Source organism: Aquipuribacter nitratireducens, from assembly GCF_037860835.1.
GTDB lineage: Bacteria > Actinomycetota > Actinomycetes > Actinomycetales > JBBAYJ01 > Aquipuribacter > Aquipuribacter nitratireducens.
Genome location: NZ_JBBEOG010000001.1, coordinates 311,530 through 335,543 on the forward strand (window position 1 = coordinate 311,530; position 24,014 = coordinate 335,543).

The 24,014-nt window shown below is 73.9% G+C and carries 27 protein-coding genes and 1 riboswitch; of the genes, 11 read left to right on the top strand and 16 right to left on the bottom strand.

Going from position 1 to position 24,014, the window contains the following annotated elements:
- Nucleotides 1–17 precede the first annotated feature (17 nt).
- The 3 genes from WAB14_RS01300 to WAB14_RS01310 form a co-directional block, all read right to left on the bottom strand.
- Nucleotides 18–1,373 (bottom strand): O-acetylhomoserine aminocarboxypropyltransferase/cysteine synthase family protein, encoded by a 1,356-nt coding sequence (locus tag WAB14_RS01300; protein WP_340266601.1) that lies wholly within the window; start codon nt 1,371–1,373, stop codon nt 18–20.
- 206 nt (nt 1,374–1,579) lie between these two features.
- Nucleotides 1,580–1,668: riboswitch (SAM riboswitch) on the bottom strand.
- A 102-nt stretch (nt 1,669–1,770) separates the two neighbouring features.
- A complete protein-coding gene (locus tag WAB14_RS01305) occupies nt 1,771–1,893 on the bottom strand; it encodes a hypothetical protein (protein ID WP_340266603.1) in 123 nt (40 codons plus the stop codon).
- Between the two features lie 2 nt (nt 1,894–1,895).
- Nucleotides 1,896–2,051 (bottom strand): hypothetical protein, encoded by a 156-nt coding sequence (locus tag WAB14_RS01310; RefSeq protein ID WP_340266605.1) that lies wholly within the window; start codon nt 2,049–2,051, stop codon nt 1,896–1,898.
- A gap of 146 nt (nt 2,052–2,197) precedes the next feature.
- Here WAB14_RS01310 and WAB14_RS01315 point away from each other — a divergent pair, with 146 nt between their 5' ends.
- Nucleotides 2,198–2,848 carry an HhH-GDP family DNA glycosylase gene (locus WAB14_RS01315; RefSeq protein WP_340266607.1) on the top strand — a complete coding sequence of 217 codons (651 nt, stop codon included), beginning with the start codon at nt 2,198–2,200 and terminating at the stop codon, nt 2,846–2,848.
- A 10-nt stretch (nt 2,849–2,858) separates the two neighbouring features.
- Here the strand turns inward: WAB14_RS01315 and WAB14_RS01320 are convergent, their stop codons facing one another.
- From WAB14_RS01320 to WAB14_RS01345, 6 genes are read right to left on the bottom strand one after another with little or no spacing between them, the layout of a single operon-like run.
- Nucleotides 2,859–4,295: a dihydrolipoyl dehydrogenase family protein gene (locus WAB14_RS01320; RefSeq protein ID WP_340266609.1), complete on the bottom strand. Its 1,437-nt coding sequence runs from the start codon at nt 4,293–4,295 to the stop codon at nt 2,859–2,861.
- A complete protein-coding gene (locus tag WAB14_RS01325; protein ID WP_340266611.1) occupies nt 4,292–4,897 on the bottom strand; it encodes a hypothetical protein in 606 nt (201 codons plus the stop codon). The genes WAB14_RS01320 and WAB14_RS01325 overlap by 4 nt, the downstream gene beginning before the upstream one ends.
- A complete protein-coding gene (locus WAB14_RS01330; RefSeq protein WP_340266613.1) occupies nt 4,890–5,435 on the bottom strand; it encodes a redoxin domain-containing protein in 546 nt (181 codons plus the stop codon). Before WAB14_RS01330 ends, WAB14_RS01325 begins: the two co-directional genes overlap by 8 nt.
- Entirely contained in the window at nt 5,432–6,658 is a 1,227-nt protein-coding gene (locus tag WAB14_RS01335) for a cation:proton antiporter (RefSeq protein WP_340266615.1), read from the bottom strand. Before WAB14_RS01335 ends, WAB14_RS01330 begins: the two co-directional genes overlap by 4 nt.
- A 30-nt stretch (nt 6,659–6,688) precedes the next feature.
- Nucleotides 6,689–6,955: an anti-sigma factor family protein gene (locus WAB14_RS01340; RefSeq protein ID WP_340266617.1), complete on the bottom strand. Its 267-nt coding sequence runs from the start codon at nt 6,953–6,955 to the stop codon at nt 6,689–6,691.
- Nucleotides 6,952–7,596 (bottom strand): RNA polymerase sigma factor, encoded by a 645-nt coding sequence (locus tag WAB14_RS01345; RefSeq protein WP_340266619.1) that lies wholly within the window; start codon nt 7,594–7,596, stop codon nt 6,952–6,954. Before WAB14_RS01345 ends, WAB14_RS01340 begins: the two co-directional genes overlap by 4 nt.
- Nucleotides 7,597–7,672: 76 nt before the next feature.
- Between WAB14_RS01345 and WAB14_RS01350 the strand changes: the two genes are divergently transcribed.
- On the top strand, nt 7,673–8,392 hold the full coding sequence (locus tag WAB14_RS01350) for a flavodoxin family protein (protein ID WP_340266621.1): 720 nt from the start codon (nt 7,673–7,675) through the stop codon (nt 8,390–8,392).
- Between the two features lie 61 nt (nt 8,393–8,453).
- Here WAB14_RS01350 and WAB14_RS01355 read toward each other — a convergent pair whose 3' ends face one another.
- From WAB14_RS01355 to WAB14_RS01365, 3 genes are all read right to left on the bottom strand, one after another.
- Complete coding sequence (locus WAB14_RS01355) at nt 8,454–10,232, bottom strand: bifunctional metallophosphatase/5'-nucleotidase (RefSeq protein WP_340266623.1); 1,779 nt, start codon at nt 10,230–10,232, stop codon at nt 8,454–8,456.
- A 120-nt stretch (nt 10,233–10,352) separates the two neighbouring features.
- Nucleotides 10,353–11,561 carry a metal-dependent hydrolase family protein gene (locus WAB14_RS01360; RefSeq protein ID WP_340266625.1) on the bottom strand — a complete coding sequence of 403 codons (1,209 nt, stop codon included), beginning with the start codon at nt 11,559–11,561 and terminating at the stop codon, nt 10,353–10,355.
- Nucleotides 11,562–11,584: 23 nt separating this feature from the next.
- The gene (locus WAB14_RS01365) at nt 11,585–12,046 is read right to left on the bottom strand and encodes a YdeI/OmpD-associated family protein (RefSeq protein WP_340266627.1); all 462 of its coding nucleotides are present in this window, start codon (nt 12,044–12,046) and stop codon (nt 11,585–11,587) included.
- 168 nt (nt 12,047–12,214) lie between these two features.
- On the opposite strand from WAB14_RS01365, the gene WAB14_RS01370 reads away from it, so the two are divergent.
- Nucleotides 12,215–12,382: a zinc transporter permease gene (locus WAB14_RS01370; RefSeq protein WP_340266628.1), complete on the top strand. Its 168-nt coding sequence runs from the start codon at nt 12,215–12,217 to the stop codon at nt 12,380–12,382.
- A gap of 48 nt (nt 12,383–12,430) precedes the next feature.
- Here WAB14_RS01370 and WAB14_RS01375 read toward each other — a convergent pair whose 3' ends face one another.
- The 4 genes from WAB14_RS01375 to WAB14_RS01390 form a co-directional block, all read right to left on the bottom strand.
- Nucleotides 12,431–12,943, bottom strand: coding sequence for a DsrE/DsrF/DrsH-like family protein (locus WAB14_RS01375; protein ID WP_340266629.1), 513 nt, complete (start codon nt 12,941–12,943; stop codon nt 12,431–12,433).
- A 20-nt stretch (nt 12,944–12,963) separates the two neighbouring features.
- The gene (locus tag WAB14_RS01380; RefSeq protein ID WP_340266631.1) at nt 12,964–13,278 is read right to left on the bottom strand and encodes a TusE/DsrC/DsvC family sulfur relay protein; all 315 of its coding nucleotides are present in this window, start codon (nt 13,276–13,278) and stop codon (nt 12,964–12,966) included.
- A 3-nt stretch (nt 13,279–13,281) separates the two neighbouring features.
- On the bottom strand, nt 13,282–14,538 hold the full coding sequence (gene sqr / locus WAB14_RS01385) for a type III sulfide quinone reductase, selenoprotein subtype (RefSeq protein WP_340266632.1): 1,257 nt from the start codon (nt 14,536–14,538) through the stop codon (nt 13,282–13,284).
- 78 nt (nt 14,539–14,616) lie between these two features.
- The gene (locus WAB14_RS01390) at nt 14,617–16,119 is read right to left on the bottom strand and encodes a helix-turn-helix domain-containing protein (RefSeq protein WP_340266634.1); all 1,503 of its coding nucleotides are present in this window, start codon (nt 16,117–16,119) and stop codon (nt 14,617–14,619) included.
- Between the two features lie 180 nt (nt 16,120–16,299).
- Between WAB14_RS01390 and WAB14_RS01395 the strand changes: the two genes are divergently transcribed.
- The 8 genes from WAB14_RS01395 to WAB14_RS01430 all read left to right on the top strand — a co-directional run bounded on the left by WAB14_RS01395 (nt 16,300) and on the right by WAB14_RS01430 (nt 24,005).
- The gene (locus WAB14_RS01395) at nt 16,300–17,337 is read left to right on the top strand and encodes an amidohydrolase family protein (protein ID WP_340266636.1); all 1,038 of its coding nucleotides are present in this window, start codon (nt 16,300–16,302) and stop codon (nt 17,335–17,337) included.
- Complete coding sequence (locus WAB14_RS01400; protein WP_340266638.1) at nt 17,337–18,173, top strand: metal-sulfur cluster assembly factor; 837 nt, start codon at nt 17,337–17,339, stop codon at nt 18,171–18,173. The genes WAB14_RS01395 and WAB14_RS01400 overlap by 1 nt, the downstream gene beginning before the upstream one ends.
- Complete coding sequence (locus tag WAB14_RS01405) at nt 18,170–19,204, top strand: NAD(P)-dependent alcohol dehydrogenase (RefSeq protein WP_340266640.1); 1,035 nt, start codon at nt 18,170–18,172, stop codon at nt 19,202–19,204. Before WAB14_RS01400 ends, WAB14_RS01405 begins: the two co-directional genes overlap by 4 nt.
- Nucleotides 19,205–19,295: 91 nt before the next feature.
- The gene (locus WAB14_RS01410) at nt 19,296–20,372 is read left to right on the top strand and encodes an alpha/beta fold hydrolase (protein ID WP_340266642.1); all 1,077 of its coding nucleotides are present in this window, start codon (nt 19,296–19,298) and stop codon (nt 20,370–20,372) included.
- A gap of 31 nt (nt 20,373–20,403) precedes the next feature.
- Complete coding sequence (locus WAB14_RS01415) at nt 20,404–20,730, top strand: putative quinol monooxygenase (RefSeq protein WP_340266644.1); 327 nt, start codon at nt 20,404–20,406, stop codon at nt 20,728–20,730.
- Nucleotides 20,731–20,765: 35 nt separating this feature from the next.
- Complete coding sequence (locus WAB14_RS01420) at nt 20,766–22,103, top strand: FAD-binding oxidoreductase (RefSeq protein WP_340267383.1); 1,338 nt, start codon at nt 20,766–20,768, stop codon at nt 22,101–22,103.
- A 104-nt stretch (nt 22,104–22,207) separates the two neighbouring features.
- Nucleotides 22,208–22,882 (top strand): GntR family transcriptional regulator, encoded by a 675-nt coding sequence (locus WAB14_RS01425; protein WP_340266646.1) that lies wholly within the window; start codon nt 22,208–22,210, stop codon nt 22,880–22,882.
- 94 nt (nt 22,883–22,976) lie between these two features.
- Entirely contained in the window at nt 22,977–24,005 is a 1,029-nt protein-coding gene (locus WAB14_RS01430) for an ABC transporter substrate-binding protein (RefSeq protein ID WP_340266648.1), read from the top strand.
- Nucleotides 24,006–24,014: the final 9 nt, after the last annotated feature.

Below are 24,014 nucleotides of genomic sequence, written 5' to 3' on the forward strand. Positions count from 1 at the left end.
GCTCCTGCTCCTGGGGGTCAGGCCGCGGGCGCGGCGGTGAGGGCGTCGCGGACGGCGGCGAGGCCGCGGGCGAGGTCGGCGACGACGTCCGCGACGTCCTCGATCCCGACGGACAGCCGCAGCGTCCCGTCGTGGACGCCGGCCGCGGCCCGCTCCGCCGACGTGCGGTGCGCGTGGGTGGTCGACGCCGGGTGCAGGACGAGCGTGCGCACGTCCCCGAGGTGCGTCATGTGGCTGACGAGCGCGAGGGCGTCGACGAACGCCCGCGCGGCGTCGGTGCCGCCGGCGAGCGTGACGGTGAACACCGAGCCCGCCCCCCGCGGCAGGTACTGCTGCGCGAGCGCGTGCGACGGGTGACCCGGCAGGCCCGGGTAGCCGACGTCGACGACGTCGGGTTGCGCGTGCAGCCACTGCGCGACGGCGAGCGCGTTGCGGCTGTGCTGCGCGACCCGCAGCGACAGCGTCTCGACGCCCTGCTGGAGGAGGAACGCGTGGACGGGCGAGATCGTCGGGCCGAGGCGGGCGGCGACGAGGTCGCGCGTGAAGCGGGCGTAGGCCGCGTCGCCGTGCGCGTCGGTCCACGAGGAACCGCGCAGCAGCGCCGACGGCTCGTGCAGGTGCGGGTGCATGTCCGCCCGGCGCGCCCACGCGTGGTCGCCACCGACGACGACGACCCCGCCGAGCGAGGCGCCGTGCCCGGCGAGGAACTTGCTCGCGGAGTGCACGACGACGTCGGCGCCGTGCTCGAGCGGGCGCAGCAGGTACGGCGTCGCGAGGGTGTTGTCGACGACGAGGGGGAGCCCGTGCTCGTGGGCGAGGTCGGCGAGCGCGGCGAGGTCGTGGAGGTCGTTCGACGGGTTGGGGATCGACTCGACGAAGAGCGCCCGGGTCGTCGGCCGGATCGCCCGTCGCCACGCCTCGACGTCGGTGGGGGTGTCGACGAAGTCGGTACCGATGCCGAAGCGGGAGAAGTTGTCACGGAACAGCCCCCGCGAGCCCTCGTAGAGGCTCGCGCTGCTCAGCAGGCGGTCGCCGGCGGCGAGGACGCCGAGGAGGGCGACGGTGACGGCGGCCTGCCCGGACCCGACGAGGATCGCGTCGTCGCCGCCCTCGAGGGCAGCGAGACGTCGCTCGAGAGCGGTGTGGGAGGGGTTGCCGACGCGGGAGTACGTGTAGCCGTCGTCGTCGCCGGCGAACCGGGCGGCGGCGGTGTCGAAGCTGTCGAAGACGAAGCCCGCGGTGAGGTGGATGGGCGGGATGCGCGCGCCGGACGCGGCGTCCGGGTCGGCGCCGGCGTGGACCTGGTCGGTCGCGAAGCCGCGCGGCTGGGGACGAGGCGAGGGGAGCGGTCGGGGACGGGGGGACTCGGGCACGGATGGGCCTTCCACGGGGCGCGGGCACGACGACGGTGCCGCAGCGCAGGTCTGCGAGGGACGGGTCGGCGACAGCGCGCGGCTGGGGCCGCGGTGCCGGCAGGCGGCTCAGGCCTGACAGGACTCCGTCGCCCGCATCGCCGCCTCGACCCGCACCCGGTGCGACGTGCGGGTGGTGACGACCTCGGTCGTGGTGCGCATGGACTCCTCCATCGGCCGTGGCGGGAGCACCTTCCCCGGAGGGTGGTTGCTGCGGCGTCGACGAGCCACGTCTCTCGGCCGCTCTGGATGGGTGCGACGAGGGAACCGCACGGTCCGGGCGGGTGTCAACGGGCGCGTGGCGCACGTCACCCGCCCGGGCGCCCGCCCAGCCGCCCGGCGTGTGTCGTCCCGGTCGTCAGGCAGGGACGGGCACCGGTCGCGACCCCTCGAGCGTGATGACGTGGACCCCGAGCAGGCGCGTGCCGGAGGCGCAGGCGGCGACGGCCGCGCGAGCCCACAGCTCGTCGTCGGCCCGCACGCTCAGGCCCTCGGGCTCCGTGTGCGCTCGGCGAGCGTGAGCCCGGGCGGGATGTCACCGACGACGACGGGCACGCGCAGCCGCGCGTCGTCGTCGCACAGCAGCACCGCGATCGCGCCGCCGTGCCGGTCGCGCTCGAGCACGACGAGGTCGAGCACGTCGGCGACGAGGGTGGGCTCGGTGAGCGAGCGCTCGTCGACGTCCGGGGGCAGGTCCTCGAATCCCGTGCCGGGAGCCTGGCCACAGTTCGTCCGACGACGTGCGAGGACCTGCGTCCGACGCCCGACGCGACCACGATGACCGGGTGAGCAGCCCCACCCGCACCGACCTCGTCCGTGCGCTCCTCGACGCCCACGGCACGACGTACGCGGCCGAGGCGGGCATCCGGCTCAAGGACACGCCGTCGCCCTTGTTCCGGCTCCTCGTCCTCGCGAACCTCCTGTCGGCGCGGATCGACGCCGGCATCGCCGTCGCGTCCGCACGGGCCCTGTCCTCGGCGGGCATGAGGACACCGAAGGCGATGGCGGAGGCGACGTGGCAGGAACGCGTCGACGCTCTGGGCGAGGGTGGGTACCGCCGCTACGACGAACGCACCGCGACGATGCTCGGCGACACCGCCGAGCTCGTGCAGGAGCGCTGGCGCGGCGACCTGCGCCGCATGCACGGCTCCGCCGACGACGTCCAGGGACTGCGTCGGCTGCTCGAGGAGGTGCCCGGCATCGGCCCGACCGGCTCGGCCATCTACTGCCGCGAGGTGCAGGGCGTCCGGCCCGAGGTCGCCCCGTTCCTCGACGACCGCGTCCTCGACGGCGCCCGCGCGGTCGGGCTCCCCGACGACGCGGACGCCCTGGCCGGGCTCGTGTCCCCCGACGACCTGCCGCGGCTCGCCGCCGCGTGCACCCGCGTCACGCTCGACGACGGCGCCGCGGACCGGGTGCGCGACGCCGCCGCGTGAGCCCGCCGGCTCAGACCCCGGCCTCCTCGAGCAGCCGAAGCCACACCTCGCTCATCGTGGGGAACGACGGCACCGCGTGCCGCAGCCGCGACAGGGGAACCTCGCCGACGACCGCGACGGTGGCGGAGTGGAGGAGGTCGGCGACGTCCTGGCCGACGAACGTCGCGCCGAGCACGACGTCACGGGCGGCGTCGACCACGAGGACGGCGCCGCCGCGGTAGCCGGCGGGGGAGTGCAGGTAGCTGCCGGCGGTCGACATGTCGTGCTCGAGCACGCGGACCTCGTGCCCGGCGTCGCGGGCCTGTGCCGCCGTGAGGCCGACGGCGGCGACCTCGGGGTCGGTGACGACCACCTGCGGGACGGCGGCGTGGTCGGCCCACGCGGTCGTCGGCGGCTCCCCGCCCCGGGCGCGGGCGACGATCGCGTCGGCGGCGACACCGCCCTGGTACTTGCCCTGGTGGGTGAGGAGCACGCGGCCGTTGACGTCACCGATCGCGTACAGCCACGGTGCCCGCTCGCTGCGGAGGGTGTCGTCGACGGGCACCGCCAGGCCGGGTTCGAGACCGACGACCTCGAGGCCGAGCGCGTCGGTGCGCGGCCGTCGTCCAGCGGCGACGAGGACCTCGTCGGCGACGACCTCCCCGTCGGCGAGGGTCACGGTGACCGTCCCGTCGGCATCGCGCGCGACCCGACGGACATCGGCCCCGAAGCGGACGTCGACGCCGTCCTCCGTGAGCGCCTCGGTGAGCAGCCGCCCGGCGACCGGCTCCAGGCGCGGGAGGAGGGCGTCGCCCCGCTCGAGGAGGGTGACCGACGACCCGAGCCGCGTGAACGCCTGCGTCATCTCGAGCCCGACGACGCCCGCGCCGATGACGACGAGCCGTTCGGGCACGCGGCGTGCGGACGTCACGTCACGGCTCGTCCACGGGGCGGCGTCCCGCAGGCCCGGCACGTCCGGGACGGCGGCCGCCGAGCCGGTCGCGAGGACGACGGCGTGCCGGGCGGTGAGACGCGTCGTCCCGCCGTCGCTCCCGCGCACCTCGACGACGCGTTCACCGACGAGACGGCCCTCGCCGCGCACGAGCCGCACCCCCTTGCCGTCGAGCCACGGCACCTGCCCCGAGTCGTCGTAGCCGGACACGGCCTCGTCGCGGAAGGCGAGGACGGCGTCCGCGTCGAGCGGTCCCGTCACGGCCTGCGCCGCACCTGGCACCCGCAGGGCCGCGTGCCGGGCGTGGCCGGGGCGCAGCAGCGCCTTGCTCGGGATGCACGCCCAGAACGAGCAGTCCCCGCCGACCCGCTCGACCTCGACGACGGCGGTCTCCATGCCGTGGTCGGCGAGCCTGCCGGCCGCGACCTCCCCGGCGGGGCCGGCCCCGACCACGACGCAGTCGACCTCGACGTCTGCCTCCGCCCCTGCCTCGTCCTGCTCTCGCCCGTCCGTCATCGTCGTCCTCCTGTCGTCGGGTCCCCGGCGGTCGCGAACGTGCCGGCCGGCCAGGGTGCCCCGGCCCGGCGCTGCAGGCCCGGGGCGGGCGGCAGCGCCCGTGGTCGGAGGACACCAGGCGGCACGCCGAGCACGCACGTCGGGGCGAGTCCTCGCCACGGGTCGAGCGACCGCCACCCCGGCCAGGCAGCGGCGACGTCCTCGGTGACCGCGCTCAGCCCGCCGGCCCAGTGGACCGTGTCCGCCACGGCGGCCGTGCACAACGCCAGGCCGCCGCCGTCGCGCAGCGCCCGCCGCGTCGCCGCCACGACGGCCGGGTCGTCGTGCAGGGGCCGTGCCCGTCGCATGGGCACGGTCCACGCGACGACGAGCGACGGTCCCTCGTCGGGTGTGGCCCCGTCGGCCAGCACGTCGGGGTCGACGCGGACCGCGTCCGCGGACGGGCGCCGCCAGTACGCGGCGTCCGGCGCCCCGCCGCCCAGCACGACGTGCCACGCGCACAGCCACGTGAGGCGACCGGCCCCGTCGGACACGGGCACCGCGCGACTCGCCGAGGCCGGCGGCTCGTCGAGGAGCGCGAGCCACGCGACGGCGTCAGGCACGGGTCCCCGCGGGCCGCTCGACGACCCAGTCGCGGCGCACCTGCCGGGTCACCTCGCGCAGCGACCGGCGCAGCTCGTCCGCGCCGGGTCGCCCGAGGTACCAGTAGCCGTTCCACGTCTCGTGGACGATGCCGTCGGGACGCACGACCGCGACCGTCGGCACGTACGGGTCGTGGACGGTGTCCGTCCACTCGCGGAGGTCGAGCGTGGTCTGCAGCACGCGTGTCGGGTCCGCGAGGAACGTCCACGTCGCGTCGAGCCCCGCGCGGTAGGCCGCCTGCACCTCCGGCGGTTCGACGCTGACGGACACCAGCCGCGCGTACGCGACCCCGAGCTCCCCGGCGAACGGCAGGAGCACCCGGCGCAGGTAGGTCCGGTCCTTCGGGCAGAACCAGCCGCGGTGCAGGTGGAGGACGAGCGGGTCCCCGCCCGGCAGGTCGAGCAGGCGCCGCGGGTACCCGTCGGAGTCGAGGAGCGTGAGGTCGGGCAGGCGCGCCCCGGGCCGCAGGGCGCCGGTGTCGGACGACGGTGTGGTCACACGTGCTCCTTCGCGAGGGGGACGGCGGCGGGGGAGGACCGGTCGGCCGGGGCGGGGACGGGCAGGAGGCGCAGCGCCACCGGTGGGACGGCGAGCACGGTGAGGAGGCCCCCGAGGGTGAGGGCCGCGGCCTGGGCGCCGTCGAGGAGCCCCGACTCCTGCCCGAGGGTCCCGGCGACGACGAGCAGCGGGAGCGACACCGCCTGCAGGAGCCCGGCGGCGACGCGCTCGCGCGGCGCGAGGTCGGTGCGCAGGAGCGCCGGCACGGTGCGCACGAGCAGGAGCCCGACGACGACGACCGGCACGAGCACGGCGGCGGACGGGTCGACGGCGAGCCCGCGGACGTCGAGCGACGCCCCGGCGGCCACGAAGAAGACCGGGGCGAGCAGACCCTGCGCGAGCGCCCGGAGCCCCGACGGCAGCACGGGTCCCTCCCGCATCCCGTGCGGCAGCGCCGCGCGCAGCACGAGCCCGGCGACGAAGGCGCCGAGCACGGCCTCGAAACCCAGCCGGGTCGCGAGCACGACGAGGACGAGCAGGAGCACGACGAGCAGCCGCACCGCCGTCTCGGCGCCGGCCGCAGGCCCCGCCGTCACCGCGCGCCGAAGCGGCGGGACCCGGGCGCCGACCGCCGTCGCGGCGAGCACGACGACGGCGATCGCGGCGAAGGCGACGAGGAGGGTGGCACGCCCCGCGGGACCGCCTCCGCCCATGCCGAAGAGCAGGGACAGCCCGAGGACGGCGGTGATCTCGCCGAGGGACGAGCCGACGAACGCCGCCTGGGCGGCGGGTGTCCCGGCGCGGCCGGCGTCGACCACGACGAGGACGACGAGGCCGAGGGCGGTGCCGGTGAGCGTCACGGCCAGGAGCAGGGCGGCCGGCCCGGCCACGACGCCCGATGCCGCGAGCCCCGCCCCGAGGCTGGCGGCGAGGCCCACGCCGACCCCGGCCGCGAGGAGGGCGCGACGCCCCGTCGGGCCCCGCAGCGTCGTCGGGTCGACCTCGGAACCGGCGAGCAGGAGGAGCACCGCGAGGCCGAGCAGGGACAGGGTCCGTACCGCGTCGTCGACCACGAGGAGCCCGAGGAGCGACGGACCGAGCGCGATGCCGGCGACGAGCTCGAGGACGGGACCCGGCACGAGCCGCGCCGGCACGACCGCGCGCGCGAGCCCGGCGAGCGCCGCCACGACCATGACGACGAGCAGGCCGCTGAGGTCCTCCACGCACGAGGGTGCGGCGAGGACCGCGCGGCGTTACGGACGTCGGGGGTGCCGGGCGGAGAACCGCTCGGTGAGCGCGTCGACCAGCGCCGGGGGAAGGCGGTCGGCGGGCCCGTCCGGCAGGTGCTCGAGGTCGCCGCAGACACGCCGGACCTGGGCGACGTACGTCGCGCAGTCCTCGCACTCGGCGAGGTGCGCCCGCAGGGTGGCAGCCTCGTCCGGGGGCAGCGCCCCCACGAGGTAGTCGGTGACGGCCTCGACGACGTCCTGGCACTCGTCGAGCGCCCACGGCCTCGTCATGACGCCTCCTTCGTCCGGGTCGGCCCGACAGGCCGGGTCTCGAGGATGGCACGCAGCGCGGCCCGCGCCCGGTGCAGGAGCACGCGCTGGTTGGCGGCGGACACCTGGAGCACGGCGCACGCCTCCTCCGCGGTGAGGCCCTCCACGTCGCGGAGCAGGACGACGAGCCGCTGCCGCGGTGGCAGCTGCGACAGAGCCTGGGCGAGCACGGCGCGCGTCTCGGCGCGCTCGGCGGCGTCCTCGGGGTCCTCGTGCCACGGCCGGGGTGCGCCGGCGTCCGTCCAGTGCCGTCGCCACGGGTCCTCGGTGCGGAAGCGGGCCGGGTCGACGCTCGGGCCGCCGTCCTGCTCCGGCAGCAGGACGGTCCGCGCCTCGGTCGTGCCGCGTCGGCGTGCCGTGTAGAGGACGATCCGGAACACCCACGTCCGCAGGCTCGCCTCCGCCCGGAAGCCGTCGAGGCCCTCGACGACGGCGAGCCACGCGTCCTGCACGACGTCCCGGGCGCTCTCGTCGGTCCGCACGCACGTGCGGGCCAGCCTCAGCATGCCCGGCGACCACTGCTCGACGAGGGCGCGGAACGCGGCCTCGTCGCCCGCGAGCAGCCGCTCGACGAGCTCGGCGTCCGGCCGGACGGTGGGCACGTGCTCACGGTAGGTCCGCGGGCGCCACGACGGGAGCCCCCGCGTAACGCCGGCGTCGCCCGCGACACCGGACAGCATGTCGCCCGACGAGACCGTCCAGGCGCGCGACCTGCGCGCGTGCGTCATGAACTGCACCCTCAAGCCGAGCCCCGAGCGCTCGCACACCGCGGGCCTGCTCGCGGTCCCGGTCGGCATCCTGCGGGACCAGGGGGTCGTCGTCGACGAGATCCGCGCCGTCGACCACGACATCGCCCCCGGCGTGTGGCCGGACATGCGCGAGCACGGCGCCCGCAGCGACGACTGGCCGCTGCTCGCCGAGCGCGTGCTGGCCGCCGACATCCTCGTCGTCGGCTCCCCGATCTGGCTGGGGGACAAGTCGAGCGTCGCGACCCGCGTCGTCGAGCGCCTCTACGCCATGTCCGGGCAGCTCAACGCCGCCGGTCAGTACGCCTACTACGGGCGCGTCGCCGGGTGCGTCGTGACGGGCAACGAGGACGGCGCCAAGCACGTCGCGATGAACGTCCTGTACTCCCTCCAGCACCTCGGCTACACGATCCCGCCGCAGGCCGACGCCGCGTGGCTCGGGGAGGCCGGCCCCGGCCCGTCGTACCTCGACGAGGGCTCCGGCGGCCCGGAGAACGACTTCACCCAGCGCAACGCGACGTTCATGGCGTGGAACCTGCTCCACCTCGCGCTGCTGCTGCGACGCAGCGGTGGCTTCCCCGTCGGGGGCAACAGCAGGTCGGCGTGGGACGCCGGGGAGCGGGCCGGGCACCCCAACCCCGAGTACCGCTGACGGAACGGAGCCCGGCCACCCACGCGGGGTGACCGGGCTCCGGTCGCGTGCCGGGACCCGCTCAGGGGAGCAGGCGCTCGCCCTCGCGCACGAGCCACCACGACTCGTCGGCGAAGTCGGCGGGGTCGATGACCCCGCGCGCCTGCGCCCACTCGATGAGCAGCTGGCGGATCTCCTGCTGCTCGTTGTAGACCACCGGGGCCGTCGACACGTGCGGGAAGTTGCCGCCGCCGGAGCGGCGGTAGTTGTTGACGGCGACGACGAAGACGTCGTCGTCGGCGACGGGCGTCCCGTCCGGGTGGACGAGGCGGGTGACGCGCTCACCGACCGGACGGCTGACGTCGAGGTCGTACTCGACGCCCGCGAGCTGGTCGTAGTTGTAGTCCGGCGTGCCGCCGGCGTTCGTGATCGCCTCCGGGTCGACGGCACCGGTCGCGGGGACCTGCGTGAAGTACTTCGCGGAGTACTCGAGGTAGTCCCGCACCTGCGCGCCGGTCATCTCGACGGCCTCGAGGGTGTTGTCGTAGATGTAGAGGCCCGCGATGTCGCGGATCGTGACGTCGCCGGCGGGGAACACGGCCTCGCGGCTGAACGGAGCGGCGATCGACAGCACCGGGGTGTCGTCGTAGGCGGTGCCGTCGAGGGCGGCGTCGACGGTCTCGGTCTGCACCTGCTGGATGAAGTCGAGGATGGCGGTGTCCTCGTAGCGGCTCGTCACCGCGGAGAGCTCCTCGGTCGAGGTCGCGACGACCTGGTTGACGTAGTCGACGGCGGTCTCGTGGTACTCCTGCGTGGCGGCGAGGACGGCCGGGTGCTCCGGGTAGTCGCGGGTGCGCAGCGCGGTCGCGTCCTTCGCGACGACGTCCCACTGGCCGCGGACCTTCTCCAGCGCGATGTCGACGCGGGAGACGGTGGCGCCCCACCGGTAGGGCTGGGTGAGGAGGACCTCCTCGCCGCTCACCTCGTTGACGACGACCTGCGAGGGCGCGTCGCGGTGGGTGTGGCCGACGACCATCATGTCGATGCCGGGGACGGTCCGGGCCACGACGTCGGAGGGGTTCTCCGCGGGCAGCTCGGGGCCGTAGGACGACCCGCCGCCGGTGCCGGCGTGGGAGAGGACGACGACGACGTCGGCCTGGGCGTCGACGACCGGCACCCAGCGCTGCGCGGTCTCGATTATGTCGAGGAACTCGACGCGGCCCTCGACGTTGCCCTTGTCCCAGATCGCCGAGCCGGGCGTCGTGAGCCCGAGGACGCCGACGGTGACGGGCTTGTGGCCGGGCACCTGCACGCGCTGCAGCGTGTAGGGCTGGTGGTACGGCTCGCCGGTCGCGGCGTCGACGACGTTCGCGCCCAGCACGGGGTGCTCCGCGTCGTCCTCGTACGCCTGGAGGAGGTCGAGGCCGTAGTTGTACTCGTGGTTGCCGACGACCTGGGCGTCGTAGCCGATGGCGTCGTAGGCGGCGGCCATCGGGTGCTCGAGGCCGGTCCCGGTGACGGGCTGCTGCTTGGCGTAGAAGTACGTGAGCGGCGTGCCCTGGAGGAAGTCGCCGTTGTCGACGACGAGGACGCGGTCCTCGCCCTGCTCGGCGCGCACCGCCTCGACGACGGAGGCGACGCGGGCGAGGCCCGTCGCGTCGCCGGAGCGCTCGGAGTAGGGGGCGTTGCGGAAGTAGTCCCAGTCCTGGACCCGGCCGTGGAGGTCGGTCGTCGCGAGGACGGTGAGCTCGAGCTCGTGGGCGCCGGAGCGGCCCGGGCTCGCCGCCGCGTGGAGCGGCGCGACCGCCGTGACCGCGAGGGCGGCGACGGCGATCGAGGCGGTGGTGACGGAACGACGCATGTGGTCGGGGACCCCGTTCTTCGGTAGGCGTGGGTGGAGCCGCCGAGAATGTAGGTCACCCGAACGCGTGGTCGGGAATCCGTGCGTGACGCGCAGGTGAACAGTCGTCGACGGCGGCTGTCAGCCCCCGACGACGCGGACGCCGTCCTTCCACACCTCGCGGATGCGCGACCGCAGGCCGTCGAGAACCAGCGCGTCACCGGCCACGACGACCAGGTCCGCGCGCATGCCGGGTGCGAGCCGGCCGATCTCGTCCTGGAGCCCGAGCAGCTCCGCCGCGCTGGACGTCGTGGCCGCGAGGACCCGCTCCGGGCTCATGCCACCGGCGGCCATGAGCGGCAGCTCGTCGAGGTTCGTGCCGTGCGGGACGACGGCCGCGTCGGTACCCATGGCGATCCGCACGCCCGCCTCGACGGCGGCGGCGAACGACCGCTGGTGGACGTCGACGACCTCGCGGGCCTTCGCCATGCTCGCTTCCGGGATCGACGCGCCCGCGTCGGCCGCGCGGATGACGGCGAGCGGAGCGGACAGCGTCGGCACGAGCCACGTGCCGCGCTCGAGCATGAGGTCGATCGCCTCGTCGTCGAGGTAGATGCCGTGCTCGATGCTGCGGATGCCCGCCCGGACGGCGTTCGTGATGCCGGCGGCGCCCTGCGCGTGCGCCATGACGGGGCGGCCCTGTGTCGTGGCCTCGGCGACCATGACGTCGAGCTCGGCGGGGGAGAAGTGCGCGTGACGGGGGTCGTCGGTCGGCGACAGGACCCCGCCCGTGGTGTGGACCTTGATGACGTCGGCGCCCGCGCGCAGCATCTGCCGGACGCCCCGGCGCACCTCGTCGGGGCCGTCGACGAGGCCCGACGGGCGGCCCGGGTGCGGGACGAAGAACTCCAGGTGCGTGCCGGACGGGACCCATTCGTCGCCGTGCCCGCCCGTGATGCTGAGCGGCGCGACGGAGATGTGCATGCGGGGCCCGACGACGAGCCCGTCGTCGACGGCCTGCTTCACCCCGAGGTCGGCGCCGCCGGCGTCCCGGACGGTCGTGATCCCCGCCGCCAGCGTCAGCTGCAGGTTCCGCGCCGCCTCGTAGAACGCGTAGCTGAACGGGGTGTACGCCATCCGCAGGGAGTCGACGCTGCTCAGCATGACGTGGACGTGGCAGTCGACGAGCCCGGGCAGCACGGTCGTGCCCGCGCAGTCGACGGCGACGTCGCCGTCGAGACCGGGTCCGACGTCGACGACGCGACCGCCCTCGACGACGACGTCCGCTGCCGCGGGCGGCGCCCCGGTGCCGTCGAACACGGTGCCGCCGGTGAAGAGGGTGCGTGTCATGCGCCCACCCTCGCGCGAGAGGCTCAGCGCTGCCGTCCGGCGAGGAAGAGCTCGACCGCCTTCGCGATGCGCCGCTGCCGGGTCTCGTCCGTCTTCGCGCCGTTCACCTGGTCGACGTGGTAGCGCTGCAGGCTGTTCGACAGGCCCGCGAAGAACGCCGCCGCCGCCGGCCGCGCCGCGAGCGCGGCGGCGAGGTCCGCGGGCACGTCCACCTCGCGCGGGGTGTCGGCCACGCGGAGCGTGACGTCGATCACGTCCCCGGCGGTGAGCCCTGCGGCCTCCCGCACGGCCGCGCTGACGCTGATCATCGCGCGGCCACCCATCGAGCCGACGGTGCTGCGGTACTCGTAGCCGTCGACCGTGACGTGCACGGGCGGGCGCTTCCCCGCGCCCAGTCGGTCGAGGACCTCCGGCGGCACGACGATGCCGGTGTTCCTCCCGGTCGCGTGCAGCGTCGTCGAGTACGTCACCTCGGTGCCGCCCATGGCTCTCCTCCCGCCGTGCCCCGGATCTGTGGCGGCACTCTCCCACCAGGACGCGGCGCTCCGCAGCGACCGTGCCGCACAGCCTTGCCGCGCCCGCGGGCCGGTGGTTCCGTGGGACGACGCCCGCAGCGGGTGTCCGGTGCGGGCCCGCCGACAGAGGAGGCAGGGATGACCACCACCGACGAGCGCCACGAGCACGGCGCCGAGCACACGGTCGAGGAGCACCGACACGGCGAGGGCTGCGGCCACGAGACCGTCGAGCACGAGGGTCACGTCGACTACGTCCACGACGGGCACCGGCACGCCGAGCACGAGGGCCACTACGACGAGCACTGACCGGACGACGAGCACGACCGGCGGCGCCGGTGACGGCGCCGCCGGGCCTCACACGAAGATGACCTGCGCGCCGTCCGTCTTCTCGATGAAGTCGGCCGCGCTGATGATCGCGTCGACGCCGTCCCACAGGTCGTCCTCGGTGAGGTGCTGCATGTCGGCGGACATCCGGCACGCCCACAGGTGGGCGCCGGAGTCCTTGACCTGCTGGAGGAACTCGGGGATCTCGGGCACGCCGATCTCGGCGATCGACTTCCTCATCCGCGCGGTCGCGAGCGCCGTCATGCCGGGGAGCCCGCCGAGGCCCTGCGGCATGTGGGTGGCGGTGTTGCCGAGCGGCGTGAACTTGAGGTCGTCCATCGTCGCCTTGTTGATGAGGTCGAAGCCCCAGAACGTGAAGAACAGATGGGTCTCGACCCCCTCACCGAGGGCCGCGTTGGCGAGGACCAGGCCCGGGTAGGCCATGTCGAGGGAGCCCTTCGAGCAGATGATCGCCAGCTTCCGGCCCGTGTCCTCCTCGTCGTCGAACGACGGGACGAGCGGTGCGGCGAGTGTCTCGGTCATGGTGCTGCCTCCTCGGCTGCTCAGACGCAGCCGCGGGGCTTCGGCAGCCCGGCGACGTACGCCATCTTCTTGGCGGGCTTTGTCGGGAAGAGGGTGAAGAGCTCCTTCGTGGGGAAGCCGCCGACGGTCGAGACGCGGCGCAGGGTCGCGGTCTCGCCCCTCTCGACGAAGTCCCGGCGCAGGAAGTCGACGACGGCGCGGTGCCGGTCGGTGAGGTCGATCCCGATCGCCTCGGCGAGGGACCCGGCGAGCTCGGGGGTCCACTCGTCGTAGCTCGTGAGGAAGCCCTCGGCGTCGACGTGGACCGACGATCCGTTGATGGTGGTGACGGGCATGGCTCAGACCTCCACGGTCTCGTGCGACGGTTCAGGGTGCTTGCCGGCCATCGACATGTGCGCCGGCAACGGCAGCGGGCGGCCCGGCAGCAGGACGTTCCAGTACAGGTGGCGGAACGCGAGCTTGCCGAGGTGGTTGACGCGGGTCTCCTCCAGCAGCCGGAAGGGGCCCACGCGCGGCACGGGGTACGTGCCGGTCAGCGGCTGGGTGTCGTAGTTGAAGTCGATGAGCATCGCCTTGCCGTGCCCGGACTCGACGTAGCAGTTGGCGTGGCCGTCGAAGGCGTGCGTCATCGGTTCGCCGGCGACGTGCTGGAGGAAGTTCTCGACGAACACCTCGACGGAGAAGTGCGCGACCGAACCGGCCTTCGACGTCGGCAGGTCCGCGGCGTCCCCGAGCGCCCACACGTTCGGCCAGTCGGGGGACTGCGACGTGTGCCGGTCGACGTGGACGTAGTGGAGCTCGTCGCCGAGGCCGGAGCGGGCGACGAAGTCGGCGCCCATGTTGAGCGGCACGGTGACGAGGAGGTCGAAGGGCAGTTCCCGCTCGTCGAAGGACACGAGGCGCTTGCGCTCCGCGTCGACCCGCTCGACGACGAAGTCCGTCTCGAGTGCGATGCCGCGGCGCTCGAGCATGTGGCCGAGCTCGCGGGCCGCGACCGGCTGCGTGAACGCCGCCGACAGGGGCGTGACGTACGTGATGTCGACCCGGTCGCGGATGCCGAGGTCGTCGAAGAACGCGTCGGCGAGGAACGTGAACTCCAGCGGCGCCACCGGGCACTTGATCGGCATCTCCGTGATGTGGACGAGCAGGCGCCCGCCGTGGAAGCCGCGGAGCGCCTCGCGCAGCGCGAGCGCGCCGGGCAGCGTGTAGAACTCGTGGACGCTGCGGTGCCACTCGCCGCCGTCGAGCATGCCGGGGGTCTGGTCCGGGCGCGGGGTCGTCCCGGTCGCGATGACGAGCTCGTCGTAGGGCAGGCGCCGCCCGTCGGTGAGCTCGACGGTGTCCGCCTCGGGCACGACCCGCTCGACCTCGCCCCGCACCCGGTGGATGCCCTGGTGGAGCGTGCTGTGCGTGGGGCGCTTGAGGTCGGCGGTGTCGTAGCGGCCGAACGGCAGGAACAGCAGCCCGGGCTGGTAGAGGTGCGCGCCGCTCGGCTCGACGACCGTCACCTCCCAGTCGTCGTCGAGACGCCTGTGCAGCACGTTCGCCGCCATCGTGCCCGCGGTCCCCGCCCCCAGGATGAGCAGCCGTCGCATGTCGACCTCCTGTGATCGTCCTGCTGACGACGCTAGGAGGCGGACGCGGCCCCGGCTCCGGACCTAGGTCCCGGCGGCCTACCGGCCCGGGACGCGGATCCCGTACTGCCCGACCTTCCGGTACAGGGTGGCCCGGCTCATGCCGAGCTCCTCGGCGGCCTCGCGCATCGTGAGCTCGGACCGCGACAGCACCCGGACGATCTCGTCGCGCTCGAACCGCTCGATGCGGGACAGCCGGTGCGCGCTGCCGCTGAACAGGTCGGCGGGCAGGTGCGCGACGTCGACGATGTCGGCGCGGACGGCGGCGTCGCGCACCACCCGGACGAGCTCCGCGACCCCGCCGGGCCACGCGTACCCGCGCAGCCCCGTCGCAGCCGCGGCGGTGATGGTGACGTCCCGCCCCCGGGCGGCCCGGGCGGCGTGGTGGGCGAGGGGGAGGACGTCGTCGGGGCGCTCGCGCAGCGGCGCGAGCGGCACGACGGTGTCGACGAGCGCCGCCAGGGGCTCCGGGACGTCGTCGTAGCGGGTCGCCGTCATGGCGAACGGCAGCACGTCGCCCGTGGCCCCGCCGCGCTCGGAGCGGGCCCGGACCACGAGGTCGCGCAGGCGCTCCGCCGCCCACAGCGGGAGGGTGTCGACGTCGCGGACGACGACGGCCGTGTGGTCGTGGCGCAGCTCCGGCGCCCACAGGTCGAGCCACGTCTCGACGTCCTTCGGCGCGGGCGGTGCCGCCGACAGGATCCGGTCGTGACGACGCAGGCGGCGCTCCGCCTGTGCGAGGAGCGTCGCCCGGCCGTTCCCCGGCTCGCCGACCGCCACCACCACCCGGTCGTGCCCGAGCGCGGCGGCGGCGCCCGCGACGGCGTCCGTCCACGCTGTCGACAGCTCGTCGAGCGACCCGGACCCGGGCTCCAGCCGGCCCGGCTCCACCCGGAACACGCGACCGGGCGGCGCCGGTCGCGGCGTGCGGCCGCCGGCGCGCGCGAGCATGAGGGCGGCGGTGTTCCCCGCCGCCGACTGGGCGAGGGCGAGCAGGAGGTCCGAGCGGGTGTCGGACCACGTCGTGAGGTTGACGGCGCCCTCGACCCGGCCCGTCCGGGGGTCGAGGACGGGGGCCGCGGCGCACGTGTACGTGCATAGGCTCACCGCGTAGTGCTCGCTCGCCCGGACCAGGGTCGGCACGCGGTCGGCGAGCGCGAGCCCGAGGCCGTTCGTGCCGGCCTCGCGCTCCGCGTAGCTGAACCCGGGCGCGAGGTGGACGGCGTCGAGGGAGCGCAGGAGGGAGGTGTCCCCGGACAGGCGGTTGAGGACGAGCCCGTCGGGGTCGGTGAGCATGAGCGACACCGGCTCGCCCACGAGGGTCGCGTGGAGGTCGGCGAGCACCTGTGCGCCGCAGCGGAAGAACAGCGACTCCGTGTCGTAGGTGCCGGAGAAGACCGGGTCGACGCTGTCGAGCGAGACGCCGTAGTCCTCGCTGCGCTGCCACGACGCGAGCAGGCGGCCGGAGACCGGGGACGGCGCGTCGTCGTGCGACACCTCGGCGTGGATCGCGGTCCGGCGGGGCAGCGTCCCGTCCGCCATCGCCACCTCCTCGTGACGCCTCGTCGGCGAGGCGCAACCCACGGTACGGCGCCGTGTCGGGCCTGCACAGGCGTCGGTGTCTCGAAGTGAGACACCGACCCCGGTGACTGCCCGGCCGTGGCGTCCCTACCGTCGCCGCACCCGGACGGCAGAGCAGCCGCGGGGGACTGGGAGGTCCGTATGTACAGCAAGGACGGCGAGGACTACTTCATCGTCGACGCGCACGTGGCCCTGTGGGACGGCCGGCCGGAGAACCAGCGGAACGTCCACGGCAAGCAGTTCATCGACTGCTTCTACGACTACCACCGCAACCTGTCGCCGGAGCACGCCCAGTGGTCGTACGAGGAGTACCTCTACCAGGGCGGCGAGCGCCTCATGAAGGACCTCTTCGAGGACGGCTACGTCGACCACGCGATCTTCCAGCCCGCCTACCTCTTCGAGTTCTACCACCGCGGGTTCGGGCAGACCGACGAGGCGTCGGCGCTGGCGGCGGCGCACCCGGACAGGCTGACGTACAACCACTACTGGGACCCGCGCAACGGCGAGCGGGGCCTCGCCCAGCTGCGCGAGGACGCCGAGCGGTTCGGCCTCAAGGGCGTCAAGCTCTACACCGCCGAGTGGTACGGCGACTCCCGCGGCTGGAAGCTCGACGACCCGTGGTCCTACCGCTACCTCGAGGCCGCGCAGGAGCTCGGCATCCGCAACATCCACATCCACAAGGGCCCGACGATCCGCCCGCTCGACCGGGACGCCTTCGACGTCGCCGACATCGACAAGGCCGCGACCGACTTCACCGAGCTGAACTTCGTCGTCGAGCACTGCGGGCTGCCGCGCCTGGAGGACTTCTGCTGGATCGCGACGCAGGAGCCGAACGTCCACGCCGGCCTCGCCGTCGCGATGCCGTTCATCCACACCCGCCCGCGCTACTTCGCGCAGATCATGGGCGAGCTCCTCTACTGGGTCGGTGAGGACCGGATCCAGTTCTCCTCCGACTACGCCCTCTGGACGCCCAGGTGGCTCGTCGAGTCCTTCGTCGACTTCCGGATCCCGGAGGACATGACGGAGTACGCCGCCATCACGACGGAGCAGAAGAAGAAGATCCTCGGCCTCAACGCCGCGAAGATGTACGACATCCCCGTGCCGGCGGAGCTGCGGCTGCCCGACGCCGACGAGACCGAGACCGGCCCCCGCGGCGCCGACGACCTGGTCCCCGCCTGATGGCGGTCGCCCTGCTCGAGGAGCGCACGGCGACGGCGCGGGAGCGGGAGGCGTTCGACGCGCTCGGGGCGGTCATGGACCCCGAGCTCGACGAGCCCGTCACCGACCTCGGCTTCGTGCGGTCGGTCGACGTGCTGGGCGCCGGCGCGCCGGCGACGGTCGTCGTGCACCTGCGGCTGCCGACGTCGTTCTGCTCCCCGAACTTCGCCTACCTCATGGCGTCGGACGCCAAGGACGCCCTGCGGGCGCTGCCGTGGGCGGAGCACGTCGTCGTCGAGCTCGACGACCACCACGACTCCGACCTCATCAACGCCGGGCTCGCCGCCGACGCCGGGTACAAGGGCACGTTCCGCCACGAGGCCGAGCACGACCTCGCCGAGCTGCGCGAGACGTTCCGTCGCAAGGCCCACACCGCCGCCATGGAGCGGTGCCTCACGGCGCTGCTGCGGGCGGAGCCGACCCGGGGCGTGGAGTCGCTCGCCGACGTCACCCTCGCCGACCTGCCCGCCGGCCGGTACACCGACGCGCTCCTGCGCCGTCGCGGGGCCCTCGGACTGCCCGCCGACGCCGTCGTCGACCCCGACGCGCGCGTCATGGTCGACCACACCGGGGCCGGCTGCGCCCCCGCCGACGCGGGCCTGCTCCTGCGGAAGGCGCGCGCGACGCGGGTGTCCATCGACGGCAACGCCCACTTCTGCCGCGGCCTGCTCCGCACCCGCTACGACGGCTCCGGCGCCGACCAGGTCGAGCGGAGCGACGGCGCGGAACCCGCCGACGCGCGCTACGCGCGGGCCCTCCCCCTCACCGTGATCCGTTCCGGAAAGGACACCCCATGAGCACGATGCGCGCCGTCCGGGTGGTCGGCTACCACCAGAAGCTCGAGATGACGGAGGTCCCGGTGCCGGAGCCGACCGGCCCGTTCGATGTCGTCGTGAAGATCGGCGGAGCCGGGGTCTGCCGCACCGACCTCCACATCCTCGAGGGGCAGTGGGCCGAGAAGTCGCAGGTCGCCCTGCCGTACACGATCGGGCACGAGAACGCGGGCTGGGTCGCGGCCGTCGGCTCGGCCGTGACGAACGTCGCCGAGGGCGACACCGTCATCGTCCACCCGCTCGTCACGTGCGGGCTGTGCCGCGCGTGCCGCTCCGGCGACGACGTCCACTGCGAGTCCTCCGCCTTCCCCGGCATCGACACGGACGGTGGCTACGCGGACCACCTGAAGACGTCCGCGCGGTCCGTCGTGAAGATCGACCCGAGGCTCGAGCCGTCGGACGTCGCCGCGCTCGCCGACGCCGGCCTCACCGCGTACCACGCGGCGGCGAAGGCGGCGAAGCGGCTGACCCCGCGCGACACCGTCGTCGTCATCGGCGCCGGGGGCCTTGGGCACATCGGCATCCAGGTCCTCAAGGCCCTGACGGCGTCGAGGGTCGTCGTCGTCGACCGCAACCCCGACGCCGTCGCGCTCGCCGTCGCCATCGGCGCCGACCAGGGCATCACCGCCGACGGCAGCCACGTCGAGCAGGTGCTCGAGGCCACGCACGGGAACGGCGCGGAGGTCGTCATCGACTTCGTCGGCGAGGGCGGGGCGACCGCCGAGGGCGTGCGGATGCTGCGCCGGCACGGCGACTACCACGTCGTCGGGTACGGGGAGACGATCGCGGTCCCGACGATCGACATCATCTCGACCGAGATCAGCATCGTCGGCGACCTCGTCGGGTCCTACAACGACCTCTGCGACCTCATGGAGCTCGCCGCCCGCGGCCTCGTCACGCTCCACACGCAGAAGTACGCCCTCGACGACTTCCAGACGGCGATCAGCGACCTGGACGCCGGCGCCGTGCGCGGCCGCGCCATCCTCGTCCCCTGACAGGCTCCCCGCGGGGCGAGGACGCACCTCGCCCCGCGGGGTCGACCCCTGCTCCGTGACCCCTGCACTCCCGACGACGTGAGGAGCTCTCGTGTACGACAACCCCTTCTACACACCCGAGGCCCAAGGCCCCTACCGGATGCACCGCATCGGGCCGTTCGACCTGGAGGAGGGCGGCCACATCGCCGACCTCGAGCTCGCGTACGCGACCTACGGCGAGCTCAACGAGGCCAAGGACAACGCGATCGTCATCCCGACGTGGTTCTCCGGCACCCACCAGACGTGGGAGCAGGTCTACATCGGGGAGGGGCGGGCGCTCGACCCGACGCGGTACTTCGTCGTCGTCATCAACCAGATCGGCAACGGGCTGTCGACGTCGCCCCACACGACGAGCGACCCGTCGATCGCGATGTCGAGGTTCCCGAAGGTCCGCATCGGCGACGACGTGCGAGCCCAGCACCGGCTCGTCACCGAGCTGTTCGGGCTCACGGAGATCGCCCTCGTCGTCGGTGGGTCGATGGGCGCGCAGCAGACGTACGAGTGGGCCGTCGCGTACCCCGACATGGTGAAGCGGGCGGCGCCGATCGCCGGGACCGCGCAGAACACGCCGCACGACTTCCTCTTCACCCAGAGCCTGATGGACGCCGTCACGAGCGACCCGGGCTGGGCCGGCGGGGAGTACGCGAGCAACACCGACGTCGCCGACGGCCTCGCGCGCCACGCCGGGGTGTGGGCCGTCGTCGGGCTGTCCACGGAGTTCTGGAAGACGGAGTTCTGGCGCGGGCTCGAGCCGCTCGACGGCGGCCCGCCGTACGCCGACTTTGTCGAGTTCCACCGGCGCTTCCACGAGTGGCTGTTCCAGCTCATGGACCCCAACGCGCTGCTGACCATGGGCTGGAAGTGGCAGCGGGGCGACGTCGCGCGGCACACCGGCGGCGACCTCGCGGCGGCGCTCGGCCGGATCACCGCGAAGACGGTCGTCCTGCCCATCGACGAGGACATGTTCTTCCCGCCGCGCGACTGCGAGGCGGAGCAGCGCCTCGTCCCGGGTGCCGAGCTGCGTGTGCTCCACAGCGTCGCGGGCCACTTCGGCCTGTTCGGGTTCGAGAAGACGTACCTCGACGAGCTCGACCAGCACCTCGGCGAGCTCCTCGCCACCCCGGCGTGAGCGGCCGGTCTCGGGACGGGAGGATGGCCTCATGATCTTCATCACCGCCAAGTTCCCCGTCAAGCCCGAGCACGCGGAGGAGTGGCCTGCGCTCTCACGGGCCTTCACCGAGGCGACGCGCGCCGAGGAGGGCTGCCTGTGGTTCGAGTGGTCCCGCTCGCTCGACGACCCGACGGAGTACGTGCTTGTCGAGGCGTTCCGCGACGGCGACGCCGGCGGCGCGCACGTCGGGTCGCAGCACTTCCGCGACGCCCAGGCGGAGCTGCCCCGGTACCTGCAGCGGACCCCGCAGATCGTGAGCCAGAGCGTCGAGCAGGACGGCTGGTCCGAGCTCGGCGAGATGCGGGTCGACGGCTGAGCGCACACCCGCTGCTCGACGAGCTGAGGGCGGCGCTGCCCGCGGGCGGCGCCGTCCTCGACTCCGCGACCTCGACCGAGAGGTACCGCCACGACCAGGCGGCGTGGGCCGAGGCCGGGGTGCCGCTCGCCGTCGTTCGTCCGTCGACGCCGGAGCAGGTGCGTGACGTCGTCGTCTCGTGCCGCCGTCACGGCGTGCCGGTCGTGCCCCGCGGCGCGGGCTCGGGGCTCGCGGGCGGCGCGAACGCGGTCGACGGCGGGGTCGTCGTCAGCACCGAGCGGCTGCTGGGGATCGCGGTCGACCCCGTCGAGCGGCTCGCCGTCGTCGGGCCGGGCGTCCTCAACGCCGACCTGCGCGCCACGGCCGCGGAGCACGGCCTCTGGTACGCCCCGGACCCCGCGAGCGCCGCCATCTCGAGCATCGGCGGGAACGTCGCGACGAACGCCGGTGGGCTGTGCTGCGTGAAGTACGGCGTCACACGCGACCACGTCCTCGCCGTCCAGCTCGTCACCGGGGCGGGAGACCTCGTCCGGCTCGGGCGGCGCACCGCCAAGGGGGTCGCCGGCCTCGACCTGCTCGGGGCGGTCGTCGGCTCCGAGGGGACGCTCGGCGTCGTCACGGAGGTGACGGTGCGGCTGCGGCCGGCGCGGCCGCCCGAGCGGACGGTCGCCGGGTTCTTCGGCTCCCTCGTCGACGCCGGTGAGGCCGTCGCCGCGGTCGCCCGCGCGGGCGTCGTGCCGTCGGCGCTCGAGCTCATGGACTCCCACTGCCTGCGCGCCGTCGACGCGTGGAAGCGGACGGGTCTGGCCGACGAGGCCGACACCGTGCTCCTCGCCCGGCTCGACGCGCCGGGGGACGCGGGCGAGGCGGAGGCGGCGACGGTGGAGGCGTGCTTCGCCGCCGCGGGCGCCACGTGGGCCGGCCGCTCGAGCGACGAGGCGGAGGCCGAGGCCCTGTTCGACGCGCGCCGGCTCGTGTGGCCCGCCGTCGATCGGCTCGGGCCGCTGCTGACCGAGGACGTGTGCGTGCCGGTCGGCGTGCTGCCGCGGATGCTCGAGCGGGTGCAGGCCGTCGCCCGCGAGCACCGGCTCACCATCGCGACGTTGGCGCACGTCGGCGACGGCAACCTCCACCCGCTCGTCGTCGTCCCGCGCGAGAGGGACGGCGAGGCGCGGGCCGCCGCCGCGTTCGAGCAGATCATGGACGACGCGCTCGTGCTGGGCGGCACCATCACGGGCGAGCACGGCGTCGGCCGTCTCAAGCGGGAGGGGCTGGTCCGTGAGCTCGACGCGACCGTCCTCGACCTCCAGCGGCGCGTGAAGGCGGCCTTCGACCCCGACGGGATCATGAACCCCGGAGTGATGTGGCGCTGACCTCCGGGGGTGCCTGAGTTTCTTCCTGCGACACCCTGGACACGTCCTGGCTACGCCTGTATACAGGTGTCTGCACGACGACGACGTCGTATCCAGGAGGACCGATGACCGACACCGCCGCCACCAGGGTGGCCGACGCGCTCCGAGAGGTGATCCTCGACGGGCAGCTGGCGCCGGGGTCGCCCTTGTCCCAGGTGCGGCTCGCGGAGCAGTACGGCGTCAGCCGGATCCCGGTGCGGGACGCCCTGCAGGTCCTGTCCGCGGAGGGGCTCGTCGACCTCGTGTCAGGTGCGACCGCGGTCGTCCGCGGCATGTCGATCGACGAGCTCCAGGAGCTCTACGAGATGCGCGTCGCCATCGAGCCGGTCGCCACGCGGCTGGGAGTGCCCAACATGGGCCGGGCCGCGCACCTGCGGATGCGCCAGCAGTTCGACGTCATGGAGACGGCGACCGAGGCCCGTACCTGGCTGCAGGCCAACGCCGCCTTCCACGCGTGCGTCTACATGCAGGCCAACCGCCCGCGGATGGTGGAGCTCGTCGAACGGCTCCGGAAGCTCGTCGACCGCTACCTCCACCTCCACCTCAAGGTCATCGGTCACACCGGCCACCTGCAGGAGGAGCACGCGCGGATCCTCGAGGCCGTCGAGCGCGGCGACGCCGCCGAGGCCGAGGCCGTGACGAGGACCCACCTGGAGACCTCGCACGAGTTCATCCTGCGCTACCTGCTGGAGAACGCCGTGAGCCCCGACGGCGTGAAGGTCACCAGCCCCCAGGACTGACCCACCACCCCTGCCCAGCCCCGCCGACCGGCTCCGACCAGGAGCCCGTCGTTCTCGATGAGGAGGACACCCCATGCACCCTCGTAGGACGTCCATGGCCGTCGCGGCCGCCGCCGCCACGCTCGCCGTCACCGCTGCCGCGTGCGGCGGTGCCGGAGCGGGAGGCGAGGCCGCCGCCGCAGGCGGTGAGGCCGACTCCGGCGTCGTCCGGTTCACCTTCGCCCCTGACCCCGTCTGGGACTACATCACCGACGAGGGGATTCTCGCGGAGATGGAGGAGGAGCGCGGGATGCGCGTCATCGCCTCCTCGACGTGGGACGAGTTCGGCATCTTCGCCGGCGGCCACGCCGACGTCGTCTCGACCGCCTCCTACGAGATCCCCATCATCGAGGAGCAGACCGGGCGAGACACCCTCACGATCGGCCGCTACAACAAGGACCGATCGGTCATCATCACCCGCGCCGACAACCCGGCCGAGACGCTCGAGGACCTCCAGGGCGAGGACATCAGCGTCTTCACCGCCGTCTCCGCGACCCTCGTGTGGGGCGCGTACGCGGAGAAGATGCACGGCGTCGACTTCCGCACGGGCGGCGGGGACTACAACCTCGTCGTCGCCGACCCGCAGAACCAGGCCGACCTCGTCGAGCGCGGCGAGGTCGCCGCCTGCGTCTGCCTGCCGGAGTTCGCCGCGCCGGGCCTGCGCAGCGGCGAGCTCAAGGTCCTCTACGACGGCAAGTCGTCCAGCGACATCTACAGCGACGTCGTCGTCGACGGCCACGAGGGCCCGATGATCAACGTGTTCCTCGCCGGCAAGGACTGGGCGGAGTCGCACCCGGAGGAGGTCGAGTTCTTCCTCGACGTGTGGCAGCGCGGCCTCGAGGAGTGGGAGGCCAACCAGGCGCAGATCATCGAGACGTACCCGCAGCACTTCGCGGTCGAGGACCCCGCCGACGTCGAGTTCGTCCAGGAGTACGTCGCCGAGCACGACTGGTTCGTCGACGACGTCCGCTTCGAGCAGGACTGGGTCGAGGGCGAGTCGCAGATCTTCGGGCTGCTGCAGGAGACCGGCTTCATGGAGGAGGGCCAGGAAGCGCCCGACTTCATGACGAGCGCGGCGGGCTGAGGCGAGCCG